General features: G+C 59.4%; 14 protein-coding genes. 6 read left to right on the plus strand and 8 right to left on the minus strand.

Annotated features, from left to right (window positions below; genetic code table 11):
• Nucleotides 1–42 precede the first annotated feature (42 nt).
• Together L6R44_RS14050 and L6R44_RS14055 are read right to left on the minus strand one after the other, a co-directional pair.
• Nucleotides 43–366, minus strand: a complete 324-nt coding sequence (locus L6R44_RS14050) for an AzlD domain-containing protein (protein ID WP_032644336.1) — start codon at nt 364–366, stop codon at nt 43–45.
• Nucleotides 366–1,025: an AzlC family ABC transporter permease gene (locus tag L6R44_RS14055; RefSeq protein WP_032644337.1), complete on the minus strand. Its 660-nt coding sequence runs from the start codon at nt 1,023–1,025 to the stop codon at nt 366–368. The genes L6R44_RS14050 and L6R44_RS14055 overlap by 1 nt, the downstream gene beginning before the upstream one ends.
• Before the next feature lie 103 nt (nt 1,026–1,128).
• Between L6R44_RS14055 and L6R44_RS14060 the strand changes: the two genes are divergently transcribed.
• The 4 genes from L6R44_RS14060 to L6R44_RS14075 all read left to right on the plus strand — a co-directional run bounded on the left by L6R44_RS14060 (nt 1,129) and on the right by L6R44_RS14075 (nt 6,239).
• Nucleotides 1,129–1,677 (plus strand): helix-turn-helix domain-containing protein, encoded by a 549-nt coding sequence (locus L6R44_RS14060; RefSeq protein WP_237424555.1) that lies wholly within the window; start codon nt 1,129–1,131, stop codon nt 1,675–1,677.
• Nucleotides 1,678–1,694: 17 nt separating this feature from the next.
• On the plus strand, nt 1,695–2,690 hold the full coding sequence (locus L6R44_RS14065; protein ID WP_032644339.1) for a LacI family DNA-binding transcriptional regulator: 996 nt from the start codon (nt 1,695–1,697) through the stop codon (nt 2,688–2,690).
• A gap of 103 nt (nt 2,691–2,793) precedes the next feature.
• Nucleotides 2,794–4,917 (plus strand): alpha-galactosidase, encoded by a 2,124-nt coding sequence (locus tag L6R44_RS14070; RefSeq protein WP_237424556.1) that lies wholly within the window; start codon nt 2,794–2,796, stop codon nt 4,915–4,917.
• A gap of 44 nt (nt 4,918–4,961) precedes the next feature.
• Nucleotides 4,962–6,239 (plus strand): MFS transporter, encoded by a 1,278-nt coding sequence (locus tag L6R44_RS14075; protein WP_237424557.1) that lies wholly within the window; start codon nt 4,962–4,964, stop codon nt 6,237–6,239.
• Here the strand turns inward: L6R44_RS14075 and rhaM are convergent.
• From rhaM to rhaB, 5 genes are all read right to left on the minus strand, one after another.
• Nucleotides 6,227–6,541: an L-rhamnose mutarotase gene (gene rhaM, locus L6R44_RS14080; RefSeq protein WP_032644342.1), complete on the minus strand. Its 315-nt coding sequence runs from the start codon at nt 6,539–6,541 to the stop codon at nt 6,227–6,229. The two genes, L6R44_RS14075 and rhaM, sit on opposite strands and share 13 nt — an antisense overlap.
• On the minus strand, nt 6,538–7,686 hold the full coding sequence (fucO, locus tag L6R44_RS14085) for a lactaldehyde reductase (protein ID WP_237424558.1): 1,149 nt from the start codon (nt 7,684–7,686) through the stop codon (nt 6,538–6,540). The genes rhaM and fucO overlap by 4 nt, the downstream gene beginning before the upstream one ends.
• Nucleotides 7,687–7,716: 30 nt before the next feature.
• On the minus strand, nt 7,717–8,547 hold the full coding sequence (gene rhaD / locus L6R44_RS14090) for a rhamnulose-1-phosphate aldolase (protein ID WP_237424559.1): 831 nt from the start codon (nt 8,545–8,547) through the stop codon (nt 7,717–7,719).
• Nucleotides 8,548–8,667: 120 nt separating this feature from the next.
• Complete coding sequence (gene rhaA / locus L6R44_RS14095) at nt 8,668–9,927, minus strand: L-rhamnose isomerase (RefSeq protein ID WP_237424560.1); 1,260 nt, start codon at nt 9,925–9,927, stop codon at nt 8,668–8,670.
• The gene (gene rhaB / locus L6R44_RS14100; RefSeq protein WP_237424561.1) at nt 9,924–11,393 is read right to left on the minus strand and encodes a rhamnulokinase; all 1,470 of its coding nucleotides are present in this window, start codon (nt 11,391–11,393) and stop codon (nt 9,924–9,926) included. The genes rhaA and rhaB overlap by 4 nt, the downstream gene beginning before the upstream one ends.
• Nucleotides 11,394–11,694: 301 nt before the next feature.
• Here rhaB and rhaS point away from each other — a divergent pair, with 301 nt between their 5' ends.
• On the plus strand, nt 11,695–12,531 hold the full coding sequence (gene rhaS / locus L6R44_RS14105) for an HTH-type transcriptional activator RhaS (protein ID WP_077064420.1): 837 nt from the start codon (nt 11,695–11,697) through the stop codon (nt 12,529–12,531).
• 73 nt (nt 12,532–12,604) lie between these two features.
• Nucleotides 12,605–13,453, plus strand: coding sequence for an HTH-type transcriptional activator RhaR (gene rhaR, locus L6R44_RS14110; protein ID WP_032644348.1), 849 nt, complete (start codon nt 12,605–12,607; stop codon nt 13,451–13,453).
• Here rhaR and rhaT read toward each other — a convergent pair whose 3' ends face one another.
• The gene (gene rhaT, locus L6R44_RS14115; RefSeq protein WP_032644349.1) at nt 13,454–14,488 is read right to left on the minus strand and encodes an L-rhamnose/proton symporter RhaT; all 1,035 of its coding nucleotides are present in this window, start codon (nt 14,486–14,488) and stop codon (nt 13,454–13,456) included. It lies immediately after the preceding gene.
• Between the last annotated feature and the right edge of the window lie 232 nt (nt 14,489–14,720).

Genomic DNA, 14,720 nt, shown 5'->3' on the forward strand with positions numbered 1-14,720 from the left:
ACCCTCTGATGCCCGGCAAATGTGTACTGCCGGGCATTTCTCTTAATGGATCCCCGTCAGACGCAGCAGCGCCGTAACGACCGCCGCCGCCACGATCACCACAATTAACGGCATTTTCCGCCAGGCTAAAAACACCGCAAAGGCCACGCCGAGCACGCGGGCCATGCCGGCGAAATGCTCCCCTTCATAGAAGGTTGTCGCCAGCGCCACGGAAAACAGCAGCACCGTTGCCGCGTCAGACAGCAGCGCCTGAGAGCGTTCGGACAATGCCAGCCTGCTGCCCAGCTTCGCCCCGCCGAGACGCATCAGATACGTTCCCGCAGACAAAATGGCGATGCCGAGAATAAAAAAGGTCATATTTCCCATTATTTTTTCCTCGCCGCGAGACCGAGTAAAGAGAGCAGCACCGGTAAACCCACCGGGGCGAACGGCACGGCGGCCAGAGATAATACGGCGCCGCTGCAGGCGCGGATGAGCGTGGTACGGTTTTTAAACGCGGGAACCACTAACGCCAGCAGAATGGCGGGAAATACCGCGTCCAGCCCGATGGTTTCCGGATCCGGGAGCAGTTTACCGACCATCGCGCCCAGCAGGGCCCCCAGCGGCCAGATAATCGCCACGCCTAAGCCGCACAGCCAGTATGCCGCCTTACGCTGCTCGGGCGTTTTTTGCGAAAGGCCAAACACCACGCTTTCGTCATTCATGATGTGGCAGCCCAACAGGCTCAGGCCGCGCTTGCCCACCAGCTCACGGACCGTCACGCCAAACGGCACGTGCCGCGCGTTGACCAGCAACCCCGCCGCCGCGGCCGCCAGCGGGTTACCGCCGCTGGCCACAATGCCGATAAACATAAACTCTGAGGCGCCTGCGAGCACGGTGATGGAGAGCACAAACGGTACCCAGACCGGGAATCCGTAGGCCATCGCCAGGGAGCCGTAGGACATGCCGACCACGCCGACCGCGAGGCAGACAAGAATGATTGCTTTTATGGTGTCGCCTTTCAGGCAGGAGAGATGATGCTTCATACAATTTTAGCCATATCGAACGTGTATCCATTATAATGAACGCAACAGAGCTGTTTTTCAAGACGAACGATTCGTTCGATTTATAGAACAAAAGGGCCGTTATATGACGCAGCCAATCAGCGTGATCGCCAAAAGCCTTGTGCGCGAACGCCTGCGAACCGGGCTTTCACTGGCGGAAATTGCCCGCCGTGCCGGGATCGCGAAATCGACGCTTTCACAGCTGGAGTCCGGCAACGGTAACCCTAGCCTGGAAACGCTGTGGTCGCTCTGCGTGGCGCTGGATATTCCTTTCGCCCGCTTGCTTGAGCCGCAGCTGCCAACCACCCAGGTGATCCGCCGTGGTGAAGGGACGAAAGTGGTCGCCGGACAGGCAAACTATGAAGCCATATTGCTGGCGGCGTGTCCACCCGGCGCCCGGCGCGACATCTATCTGCTGCTCACCCAGCCGGGGGCAGACCGTATCTCCCAGCCGCATCCTCCGGGGTCAGTTGAACACATCATTGTGACGCAGGGACGTGCGATGGTCGGTTTGACCGACGCAGCGGAAGAGCTGGGGCCGGGAGATTACATCTGTTATCCCGCCGATCGGCTGCATATCTTTAAGGCGCTGGAGCCAGACACGCACGCGCTGCTGGTGGCGGAACAAAATTAACGTAGATACGGAAAATCATGTCGCTTAAAGCCATTGCCAAAGAGCTGGGACTCTCCATTACCACCGTCAGCCGCGCCCTCAACGGCTATGACGACGTCTCTGCTGAGACGCGCGCCCGCGTGGAAGCCGAGGCTCAGCGCCGTGGTTACCGACCGAACACCTTCGCCCGCCGCCTGAAGATGGGCAAAATAGACGCCGTCGGGCTGGTGTTTCCCGTCCATCCTGTTCCGCTCAATAACAGCGTATTTATGGACATGGTCGGCGAAATTAGCCACGAGCTGGCGCGACATGAAATTGACCTGCTGCTCATCGCCGACGACGATCTGGCGGATAAGCACAGCTATATGCGCATGGTGCAAAGCCGGCGCGTCGACGCGCTGATTGTGGCGCATACGCTGGATCGCGATCCGCGTCTTGAGCAGCTGCAGGCCGCCGGGTTCCCTTTCCTGGCGCTCGGGCGTAGCCAGCTGCCGCAGCCTTACGCGTGGTTTGATTTCGATAACTATGCCGGTACGTACAATGCTACCCGCTGGCTGATTGAGAAAGGCCATCAGCGTATCGCGCTGCTCGGCGAAAGCAATAATCAGGCATTTATCACCCAGCGCCGTCAGGGCTATCTGGACGCCCTGCGGGAAGCCGGGCTTTCCAGCGAATGGCTACGCGCCATGCCGCCGTCGCGCCGCGTGGGGTATGCCACCACGAAAGAGCTGCTGGCCCTGCCGCAGCCGCCTACGGCGATCGTCACCGACTGCAACACCCACGGCGACGGGGCGGCGATGGCGCTCGCACAGCTGGGGCGTTTATCCGGCGACAACGCCGTCTCGCTGGTGGTCTACGACGGACTGCCGCAGGACAGTATCGTCGATATCGACGTGGCGTCGGTGATCCAGTCCACCCGTCAGGGCGTCGGAAAACAGATTGCCGACATGGTCCGCCGGCTGATTAACGGCGATGATATTGCGCAGCTTCAGGTGCTCTGGCAGCCGGAATTCTCCCCCGGGCAGACGGCCTGAATATCTCCATTTTCTAAACCCGATCACAAATCCGAAACGTTTTGGTTTGTATCCGAAACGTTTCGGATCAAAACTCAAGGCATCCCATGACAGGAGATGTCTGATGCAAGATTCTATATTACGACTTGAAAGCGCGACGGTGGATGTGGTGATAAAAACGCGCCCGTTCGCCGAAATTATTTACTGGGGGCCACATCTTCAGCACTTTTCGCCGCAGAATGCTGAAACCCTTTCCCGGCCCGTAGCTAACGGCAGGCTGGACGTTGACTCCCCGGTTACGCTGATGGCTGAGCTCGGACACGGCCTGTTTGGCTCGCCGGGCATTGAGGGGCACCGACAGGGGCTGGACGGCTCCCCGGTATTCAACACGACGCGGGTGCAGCAGGACCTCAACGCCCTGACGATTACCGCTGAAGATGATTGCGCGGGCCTTCGCCTGACCAGCGAGCTGGCGCTGGACGCCAGCGGCGTGCTGGTGGTGCGTCACGGTTTAACGAACCTGAAAGCACGTCCCTGGCAGGTTGACCGCTTCGCCGTTACGCTGCCGGTGGCCGAGCGCGCCCGGGAGGTAATGGCCTTCCACGGACGCTGGATCAGAGAGTTTCAGCCGCACCGCGTTAATCTCGAACACGACAGCTTTGTGATTGAAAACCGCCGGGGTAAAACCTCCCACGAACATTTCCCTGCCCTGATAGCCGGTACGCCGTCGTTCAGCGAAATGCAGGGTGACGTCTGGGGCGTGCATCTGGGCTGGAGCGGGAACCACCGCCTGCGCGCGGAAGCGAAAACCGACGGCCGCCGTTATATTCAGGCCGAAGCGCTCTACCTGCCGGGGGAAATGGCGATTGAAGAGGGCGATACGCTCTGGACGCCGCGCCTGTACGCCAGCTACTCCGCGCGCGGCCTGAACGGCATGAGCCAGCCGTTCCACCGCTACCTGCGCGACAACGTCATCCGCTTCCCGGAAAATAAACCGCGTCCGGTGCACCTCAATACCTGGGAGGGGATCTACTTCAACCACGATCCGAATTACATCATGCGCATGGCCGACGAGGCCGCCGCGCTGGGCGTGGAGCGCTTTATTATTGACGACGGCTGGTTCAAAGGCCGCAATGACGACCACGCCGCGCTGGGCGACTGGTATCTGGATGAGAAAAAATACCCGGACGGCCTGACGCCGGTGATTGATCGCGTCAAACGGCTCGGCATGGAGTTTGGCATCTGGGTTGAGCCGGAGATGATCAACCCGGACTCCGATCTGTATCGCGCCCATCCCGACTGGGTGCTGGCGCTGCCGGGCTACGCCCAGGCGACCGGGCGTCATCAGCTGGTGCTCAACCTCAACATCCCGCAGGCCTTTGATTATCTGGTAGAACGCATGAGCTGGCTGCTGGGCGAACATGCGGTCGACTACGTGAAGTGGGACATGAACCGCGAGCTGGTGCAGCCGGGACACAACGGTAAAGCCGCCGCGGACGCCCAGACCCGTCAGTTTTACCGGCTGCTGGACGTGCTGGGCGAGCGCTTCCCGCACGTTGAATTCGAATCCTGCTCTTCCGGCGGCGGGCGCATTGATTACGAAGTGCTGACCCGCAGCCACCGCTTCTGGGCGTCCGACAACAACGACGCGCTGGAGCGCAGCACCATCCAGCGCGGCATGAGCTATTTCTTCCCGCCGGAGGTGATGGGGGCGCATATCGGTCATCATAAATGCCACGCCACCTTCCGCCAGCACAGCATTGAATTCCGCGGCCTGACGGCGCTGTTTGGCCATATGGGGCTGGAGCTGGATCCGCTCACCGTTGATGAGAAGGAGCGAGAGGGGTATCGGCATTACGCCGCGCTGCACAAGCGGTGGCGAGAGGTGATCCACCGCGGCACCCAGTGGCGGATTGATATGCCGGACGCCACCACGCTGGCGCAGGGGATAGTGAGCGAAGATAAGGCGCAGGGGCTGTTTCTGGTCAGCCAGCTTGCGATGCCGGACTACAGCCTGATGATGCCGCTGCGCATGGCGGGGCTGGAGGCCAGCGCGCAGTACCGCGTCGCGCTGCTCGATCACCCGAATATTCAGGTGACGGGCGAAGGCGGGCACACCATGCGCAAGCTGCCGGCGTGGATGGAAACACCGCAAACGGTGAGCGGTGAGTGGCTGATGGAGGCGGGCCTTGCGCTGCCGATTCTGGACCCTGAAACCGCCATTTTGATTGGCGTGGAACGCGTGTAAAGGTGATGGGCCGGGAAACTGGCCCTCCGTTGAGGATAAAAATAATGAACACAACAACCTGTACCCACAAAGACAACCCCAATTTCTGGATCTTCGGGCTGTTCTTCTTTCTCTACTTCTTCATCATGGCCACCTGCTTTCCGTTCCTGCCGATCTGGCTCTCGGACATCATCGGGCTGAATAAAACCCACACCGGGATTGTTTTCTCCTGCATCTCGCTGTCGGCCATTGCGTTTCAGCCGGTGCTGGGCGTGATTTCGGACAAGCTGGGGCTGAAAAAACACCTGCTGTGGATAATCTCGGTGCTGCTGTTCCTGTTCGCACCGTTCTTCCTGTACGTCTTCGCGCCGCTGCTGAAGACCAGTATCTGGCTGGGGGCGCTGAGCGGCGGGTTATATATTGGCTTTGTCTTCTCGGCAGGATCGGGAGCAATCGAGGCCTACATCGAACGCGTGAGCCGCAACAGCTTCTTCGAATACGGCAAGGCGCGCATGTTTGGCTGTCTCGGCTGGGGTCTCTGCGCGTCGACGGGCGGCATCCTGTTCGGCATCGATCCGTCGTATGTTTTCTGGATGGGGTCGGGAGCGGCACTGCTGCTGATGCTGCTGCTGGTGGTCGCGAAGCCGAAGCCCAACCAGACGGCGCAGGTGATGAACGCCCTGGGGGCCAACCAGCCGCAGATCACCGCCAGAACCGTCGTTAACCTGTTCCGCCAGCGCAGAATGTGGATGTTCATTCTGTACGTGATTGGCGTAGCCTGCGTGTATGACGTTTTCGACCAGCAGTTTGCCACCTTCTTCAAAACGTTCTTCGCCACGCCGCAGGAAGGCACTCGCGCCTTTGGTTTCGCGACGACGGCGGGTGAAATCTGTAACGCCATCATCATGTTCTGCTCGCCGTGGATCATTAACCGCATCGGCGCGAAAAATACGCTGCTGATCGCCGGGGTGATTATGGCGACGCGCATTATCGGCTCGTCGTTTGCCACTACCGCCGTGGAGGTGATTGCCCTGAAGATGCTGCACGCGCTGGAGGTCCCGTTCCTGCTGGTGGGCGCCTTTAAGTACATCACCGGGGTATTTGATACCCGTCTGTCGGCGACTATCTATTTGATCGGCTTCCAGTTCGCGAAACAGTCGGCGGCGATTTTCCTTTCTGCCTTTGCCGGGAATATGTATGACCGGATCGGCTTCCAGGAGACGTACCTGATGCTGGGCTGCTTCGTGCTGGCAATTACGGTGGTGTCGGCGTTTACGTTGAGCAGCAGGCAGGAGATTGCTGCCGCCTCGGGGGCAGCAGCGTTAACGCATCAGTCCAGGTAAAACACGTCGGCAAGCTCCGCACTCACCGGGCTGTTGTCCGGGTTTGACGGCATAACGTCGGCCATATGTTTCCACCAGCGCTGGCAGACATCGGTGTTTGCCACCGCGTTCCAGCGCTCCTCCGATTCAATCTCAACGGTCGCAAACAGCAGGTGGCGCGCTTTGTCGAGATAGATGGCGTAATGGTGCGCGCCGTGGTCTTTCAGCACCGCTTCAAGCTCGGGCCAAATCGGATTGTGGCGACGCGCATACTCCTCGTGCGCGTCCGGATTGACCTGCATCACAAACGCTTTGCGGATCATAATCCCTCCAGGTACAGCTCGCGGACCTCATCCCGGCTGGCGGAACGCGGGTTACACGGCGCGCACGGATCGGCGAGCGCTTTATCCAGCCAGCCTTCAATATCCGCTTGGGTTACGCCGAGCTGGCTGAAGCCTGATGGAATGCCGACGCGGGCGCTCAGGTCGCGAATCGCCTGTATAGCCGACTGGCTTGCGGCCTCATCGCTCATGCCGCGGGTGTCGACGCCCATCGCCTGCGCCACGCGGGCGAAGCGAGCCACCGCGTTCGGCCGGTTAAAGTTTTCGACGATCGGCAGCAGGATGGCGTTGCACACGCCGTGCGGCAGGTTGTGCGTCGCGCCCGGCTGGTGCGCCAGCGCATGCACCAGCCCGAGTCCCGCACTGTTAAAGGCCATGCCAGCCAGATACTGTCCAAAGGCCATCTGCTCGCGGGCCTCCAGGTTATGACCGTCGTCGACCGCTTTCGGGAGCCACAGAGCGATCAGGCGAATAGCTTCCAGCGCGTTGGCGTCGGTGAGCGGGTGCGCGCCGACGGACACGTAGGCTTCAATGGCGTGGGTCAGGGCATCCATACCTGTTGCGGCGGTCACGGAGGCTGGGATCTCAAGCATGACGCTGGCATCGTCAACGGCGATATCCGGGATGATGTTCGGGTCAATGATGACTTCTTTCACCTGACGCGCGGAGTCGATGATCACCGCGTTGCTGGTCATCTCCGCCGCCGTGCCTGCGGTGGTGTTGATCGCCACCAGCGGCACGCCCGCGTTTTTGACCTTCCCGACGCCGGAATAATCGGTGGACGGGCCGGGGTTGGCGGTGAGGATTTTTATCGCCTTGGCGGTATCAATCGGGCTGCCGCCGCCAAAGGCGATGACGTAATCACACTCCGCGTCCCGGTAAGCGGCAAATCCTTTCTGCACCAGGGCTTCCGTCGGGTTCGGGAAGACCTCATCGAACAGCTGATACGACATCTGATGGGCGTCCAGCGCGGTAAACAGGCTGTCGAGCAGGCCCAGCTTCACCAGCTGGCCGTCGGTGACAATCAGCGCTTTTCCCCACTGCTTGCTCGCGACCAGGTTGACCATATCGCCGATTGCGCCCGCGCCGTGCAGGCTGATTTTGGGAAGTGCCAACATAAAGCTCATGATAATTCTCCTTAACTATCGTCTATGGCGTTACACGACTAAATCCAAAGCCGACTGCATCGGGGTGACGCCAAAGCGTTTGCCCAGGGCAATCAGCTCTTCGCGGGTGATGGTCTGCTTCATGCCGCCCATGGAATAGACCTTCACCAGCACTTCAGCTGATTTTTCAGCGGTATCGATCAGGCCGAAAGTTTCATCCAGCGTTGGGCCGCTGCCGAAGACGCCGTGGAACGGCCACAGCACCAGAGAATGCTTTTGCATCTCTTTGGCGGTTGCCTGGCCGATCTCGTCGGTACCGGGCACCATCCACGGCAGAATGCCGACGCCGTCCGGGAACACCACCAGACATTCGGTGCTGCCTTCCCACAGCTTGCGGGTGATGAGATCGGCGTTGTTTTCCAGAATATAGGTCAGGGCAATCAGGTTGGTGGCGTGGCAGTGCATAATCACGCGGTCTTTGCCATGGGTTGCCTTGATGCGCTGGCAGTGCGAGAGGAAGTGCGCCGGCAGTTCAGAGGTGGGCACCGCGTCATCGGTCAGACCCCACAGAATGTGGTAGCCCGCGCCGTCGCTGTCTACTTTTACCACGCCGAGGTTGGCCTGAGGATTAAGCTGGACGTTACGGAAGAACTTGCCGGAACCAGTGACGATAAACGGCGTGTTGGCGAGCAGCGGCATCGGCTGGCTCAGCGCAATATAGCGCGGCTGCTGGTAGAAGTCGGCGGCGAACGGCTCGATGTCCGCATCGTCCAGGCGCAGCGTCAGGTTGCCGCCGTTGCGCTCGTCCCAGCCCTTCAGCCAGGCGTCGGAGGTGGCTTTGATCATGCCCTGGACGAACCAGGAGGTGGTGATGGTCTGCATAGTTATTTTTCCAGTTATCGCGGTGAGGTTGAACCCCTCACCCTAACCCTCTCCCCAGAGGGGAGAGGGGATGGTTTGCTCCCTCTCCCCTTTGGGGAGAGGGCAGGGCTGAGGGGGCAGTTACCCGCGCTTACTCAACACGTCTCTCTCATACGCCCGAACGTTGTCCAGCCACTGGCTGCCCGCAGGCACGTCGTTGCGCAGGCAGTACATTTCCCACACCGCCTGCCACGGCAGGGATTTCTGCTCTTCCAGCAGCGCCAGACGCGCGGTGTAGTCGCCGTTAGCCTCCAGCTGTTTCAGCGCGGCGACAGGCTCCAGCAGGGCGCGCAGCAGGGCTTTCTTCATGTTGCGGGTACCGATGACCCACGCCGCGATGCGGTTGATGGAGGCATCGAAGAAATCGAGGCCAATGTGTACGCGGTCAAACAGGTCGTGACGGATGATTTCGCTGGCAATTGCCTGGGTTTCGTCGTCCAGCAGCACTACGTGGTCGCTGTCCCAGCGCACCGGACGGCTAACGTGCAGCAGCAGGCGCGGCACGTAGAGCATGGCGGCGGAAATTTTGTCGGAGATCACCTCCGTCGGGTGGAAGTGCCCGGCATCCAGACACAGGGCGGTCTGGCGGCTGGTGGCGTACCCCATGTAGAACTCGTTCGAACCGACGGTGTAGCTCTCGGCACCAATGCCGAACAGCTTGCTCTCCACGGCGTCGATGTGATGCGCCGGGTCCAGCTTCTCGCTGATGGCGTCATCCAGCGCGGCCAGCAGGCGCTGGCGCGGGGCCAGACGGTCAACGGTAACGTCCTTCATGCCGTCCGGGATCCAGATGTTCATCACTGACGGCGTGCCGAGCTGTTCGCCGAACCAGGCGGAAACGCGGCGGCTGGCCTTGACGTGGTCGATCCAGAACTGACGGATTTCATCGTTGGCGTGGGCAAGGGTAAACCCGTCGGCGCTCAACGGATGCGAGAAGCAGGAGGGGTTAAAATCCAGTCCCAGCCGGTGGGCTTTCGCCCATTCAACCCAGTGCTTAAAATGTTCCGGTTTGATTTCGTTACGCGCGACCGGCTCGTCGGATTCGAGATAAATCGCGTGCAGGTTCAGGCGCTTGGGTCCTGGGATCAGGCTCAGCGCCTGCTCCAGATCGGCGCGCAGTTCGCTCGCGTTACGCGCTTTACCCGGATAGTTACCGGTTGCCTGAATGCCACCCGTCAGAGAACCGCCTGGGTTTTCGAAGCCGGCGACGTCATCGCCCTGCCAGCAGTGCATAGAGACGGGCAGACGGTCGAGCTGGCGCAGCGCCTCTTCGACATCCACGCCGACGGCGGCGAAACGCTGTTTAGCCAGGTCCCAGGCTTGTTCAAGTTGAGTGGTCATGCGCAAAGCTCCTTAGTCAGTCGGTTTTGCTGAAACTGCGCCCGGTAGCGGGCAATTTCATGTCGGGGATCGGGTGCGAAGGTGGTCAGACGGGTATTCGCGGCCACCACCGAACGGAAATCGTCAACGCTGGAAAGTTCGTCCAGGGCCATCAGCTGAATGCCAATATTGCCGAGCGTGGAGGCCTCAACGGGTCCCGCTATCACGGTGATGCCGCAGGCGTCGGCACAAAGCTGGTTAAGCAACCGGTTCTGGCTGCCGCCGCCCACGATGTGCAGCTGGCTGAAGGGTTTTCCACGCAGCTCAGCCAGCTCGCTCAGGATGTCGGCATAGAGCAGGGCGAGGCTGTCAAAAATGCAGCGCGCCAGCTCGGCAGGCGTGGACGGCACCGGCTGGCCGGCTTCAAAACAGGCGGCCTGGATTTCGGCGCTCATGTGGACGGGATTAATAAAGCGGTCGTCGTTAGGGTTGATCAGGAAGGTGCAGGCCTTCAGCGCGTCGGTTTGTGCGATAAGCGCAGTCAGGTCGGTTATGTTCTGTTCTTTCAACACGCGCTGGAGCAGCCACAGGCCCATGATATTTTTCAGCACGCGGTAGCGCCCTTCGGCACCGCCTTCGTTGGTGATGTTTGCTGCGAGAGCGGCGTCGCTGGTGTACGGCGTTTTGCTCTCAAAACCCATCAGTGACCAGGTGCCGGAAGAGAGGTAGGCCGCGTCTTTGCTCGCCAGCGGGGATGCAATGACCGCGCTGGCGGTGTCGTGACTCGCGACGGCAACAACGGGGATTGCGTTCCCCTGCGGGCACATCCACTGACCGATCACATTCCCCGGATGGGTCGGCGTGCCGAACCAGGAAGGTGATGCCCCCGTCCAGGCCAGCAGGCGTTCATCCCAGCTATCCGAGTTGATGTTGACCAGCTGCGTGGTGGTGGCGTTGGTGTATTCCCAGTTCATGTTGCCGGTCAGGCGGTAGCTCAGGTAGTCCGGGATCAGCAGCGCATGGGCCACGTCCGCGACCCACTCCGGCTGTTGCTCGACCAAAGCGCGCAGCTGATAAAGCGTGTTAAACGGCAGGAACTGAATGCCGCTGCGCCCGTAGATGTTGTCTTTGCCAAGCTGGGCGATAGCGTGAGCCATCAGGCCGTCGGTGCGGCTGTCGCGATAGGAAATCGGCAGGCCGACGCGCTCGCCGTGGCTATCGAGCAGCACGTAGTCCACGCCCCAGGTGTCAATGCCAATGCTGTCGATGCGAATGCCGTCGTTGCAGACGTTGTTCAGCCCGGTGCGGATCTCTGCTTCCAGGGCATCAATATCCCAGGTATCAAAACCGTCCTGCTTTTGCAGGCAATTGGCGAAACGGTGCATTTCGCGAAGCGAAAGCGTGCGCACGTCGCCATCCCAGGTGGCGAGCATTACGCGGCCGCTTGATGCGCCTAAATCGACGGCCACACAATGGCGAAAAGTCATGGTCGGGTCCTTTCTTAAGTCATTAGCGGTGAGTGTAAGAAAGGGAAGAAAAAGCTGCCTTCTCGCCACTGACAGGTCAAATCCTGCGCTGGCAAGAAAGCAAAGGTGAACGTGAGGGAGTTCACAGTTTCCAGCCGTGGCGGGGTTTTCAGGCAGTGTGACGCTGACCGCATTTCCCGATCTTTCCGCTGATTTCTTGAAAATCGAACCGCTTTTGCGCGGTTTGCTGCCGGAAATTTAAGGTGAGCATGAAAGGCCTTAATTACTATTTTGAGAACATTTCTCATTAGTGGGGGCCGTTATGACCGTACTGCACAGCGTCGATTTCTTTCCATCGGGAGCGGCTCCGGTCGCGATTGAGCCGCGGCTCCCTCAGGCCGCGTTCCCGGAACATCATCATGATTTTCATGAGATTGTGATCGTTGAGCATGGAACGGGTATTCACGTATTTAACGGCCAGCCGTACACCATCAGCGGCGGTACGGTGTGCTTTGTGCGGGACCACGATCGGCACCTGTATGAACATACCGACAATTTATGTCTGACCAACGTGCTCTATCGTTCCCCGGACGCGTTCCAGTTTCTTTCTGGCTTAGACCAGCTGTTGCCGCAGGAGCAGGACGGGCACTATCCGTCCCACTGGCGGGTAAATCAGTCCATATTGCAGCAGGTGCGCCAGCTGGTAGGTCAGATGGAGCAGAGCGGGGACGGGCAGGAGACGCACGCCATTGCCACGCGTGAGCTGCTGTTTATGCAGCTGCTGGTGCTGCTGCGCCGCAGCAGCCTGGTGGAAGGGCTGGACAATAACGACGCGCGCCTGAACCAGCTAATGGCCTGGCTGGAAGATCATTTTGCCGAAGATGTCTGCTGGGAAACGCTGGCGGACGATTTCTCGCTCTCGTTGCGCACGCTGCATCGCCAGCTCAAGCAGCAGACCGGACTGACGCCGCAGCGCTATCTTAACCGCCTGCGGTTAATCAAGGCGCGTCACCTTTTGCGCCATACGGATGAAAGCGTTACGGATATCGCCTATTGCTGCGGTTTCGGCGACAGTAATCACTTTTCAACGCTTTTTCGCCGCGAGTTTTGCTGGTCGCCGCGTGAAATTCGACAGGGGAAAGACGCGTTGCTTCAGTAACGCGAGGGCAATCACCGTTTTCAGGGCGTAAAAAGACTAATAATGTTCGGTTATTGGCGGTAGAGGTTGTGCTGTGGCTGCTCATTTAGTTCTTCGCAAAGATGTTTTTTTCGCCTCTGCGAGTCAGGCCGTCGCGGTGGCAGACCGCTACCCGCAAAACGTCTTTGCCGAGCATACGCACGAGTTTTGCGAACTGGTGCTGGTGTGGCGCGGCAACGGCCTGCACGTCCTCAACGATCGACCCTACCGCATCACGCGAGGCGATCTTTTTTACATTCGCGCTGAAGATAAACACGCCTACGCCTCCGTTAACGATCTGGTGCTGCAAAACGTCATTTACTGTCCGGACAGGCTGAGGCTCAACGTGGACTGGGCGGCCTGCATCCCCGGTTTTCTTGATGCCCGAGGCGAAGCGCACTGGCGCTTGAGCGGCAGCGGCATGGCGCAGGTGCGGCAGGTCATTTCCCACCTTGAGCAGGAAAGCCAGAAGAACGACCCCGTCGCAAACCAGATGGCGGAGCTGCTTTTTGCCCAGCTGGTGATGACGCTGAAACGCCATCGTTACGCTACCGATAATCCTTCCGCCACGGCGCAGGAAGCGCTGCTGGATAAGCTCATTACCACGCTTGCGGGCAGCCTGAACAAAAGCTTCGGGCTGGAGAAATTCTGCGAGCAGGAACAGTGCAGCGAGCGCGCGCTGCGCCAGCAGTTTCGCACCCAGACGGGGATGACGGTAAACCATTACCTGCGCCAGCTGCGCATCTGCCACGCCCAGTATCTGCTGCAGCACACGGAGCTGCTGGTGAGTGAAGTGGCAATGCGCTGCGGTTTTGAGGACAGTAACTACTTTTCGGTGGTGTTTAACCGCGAGGTGGGGATGACGCCGGTTCAGTGGCGTCATCGCAGTCGAAAGGCAGCGTAATCAGTTCGCCATGCCGAGGCCGACGATGTTGGCGGCGATAATAATCACCACGCAGCCCAGGCTCAGCACGCCCACCGGACGGCGTCCGGCGTTGTTCCACTCTTTAAGCACCAGACCCACCAGTCCACCGCACAGCACGTAGAAGCTCATGTGCAGCATCCAGCTCATGTAGTCGTACTGCGCCGGAATGCTGGCGTGGCCCCAGGCATAAAAGAAGAACTGCAGGTACCACATCAGGCCGCCGAGGGCGGAGAGCAACACGTTGGTGATGATAAGCGGTTTTGCCAGCGAGAAGTCGTTTTTTATCGATAGATCCTTCACTTTTGCCAGACGAACAATGCAGAAGCCGAGGTTAACCAGCGCGCCGCCGCCCATGATCACCACGTAGCTGGGTAGGGCAACGTACAGCGGGTCGACGCCCAGCGCCGCGGCAGCTTCGTGCATCGGCTTGGCGGCATTCATGGCGAACGACATCCCCGCCGAGAAGATGCCGCACATTACCGCCAGCAGCAGCCCTTTTTTCAGGTTGAACTCTTCGGCCCTGATGCCCATTTTGCGCTCTTTCAGCTGGCCCGCGCGGGTGACAATACCGACGCCGATCACCGCGACCAGGACGCCCAGCAGCGTCATTCGTCCACCCTGCGTGTTAATCAGCACGTCGACATTACCGTTGAGTATTGGCGTCATTAGGGTGCCGACGATCAGCGTAATGCCAATCGCGATGCCGATGCCCATCGACATACCGAGATAGCGCATGGTGAGGCCGTAGTTGATATTACCGATGCCCCACATCGCGCCAAACAGGAACACCGGCAGCAGGGTAGACGCGTTGAAGGAGGCAAAGTAGCCCCAGAAATCGGGCAGCAGCATGGCGCTGATGGTCCACGGCAAAATCAGCCATGACACGGTACCGCCAACGGACCACATGGTTTCCCATGACCAGCCTTTCACTTTTTTAAACGGGGCATAGAAACAGGCAGCACTGGCGGCGCCTATCAGATGCCAGAAGATACCCATCGTAATCGCATGATTCATTTTTACATCCTCGTCGTTTTTAGCGTCGGCGGCTTCCCGTCGACTTGATGAGTGTAAAAATTAGGCAGTTTGGGAACCTTCAGAAGGTTGCCGCCCTTCTGTTCTTGATGGCAATCAGCACGTTAACCACGTGAGCAGACTCACATTTCTGCTATTCATTGAAAAACGAATAACCTTAGAAAAACTACGGCATTGATAATCATTTTCAATATCATTTAATTAACTATAATGA

This window comes from Enterobacter cloacae complex sp. ECC445 (assembly GCF_021892025.1).
Lineage (GTDB): Bacteria > Pseudomonadota > Gammaproteobacteria > Enterobacterales > Enterobacteriaceae > Enterobacter > Enterobacter chengduensis.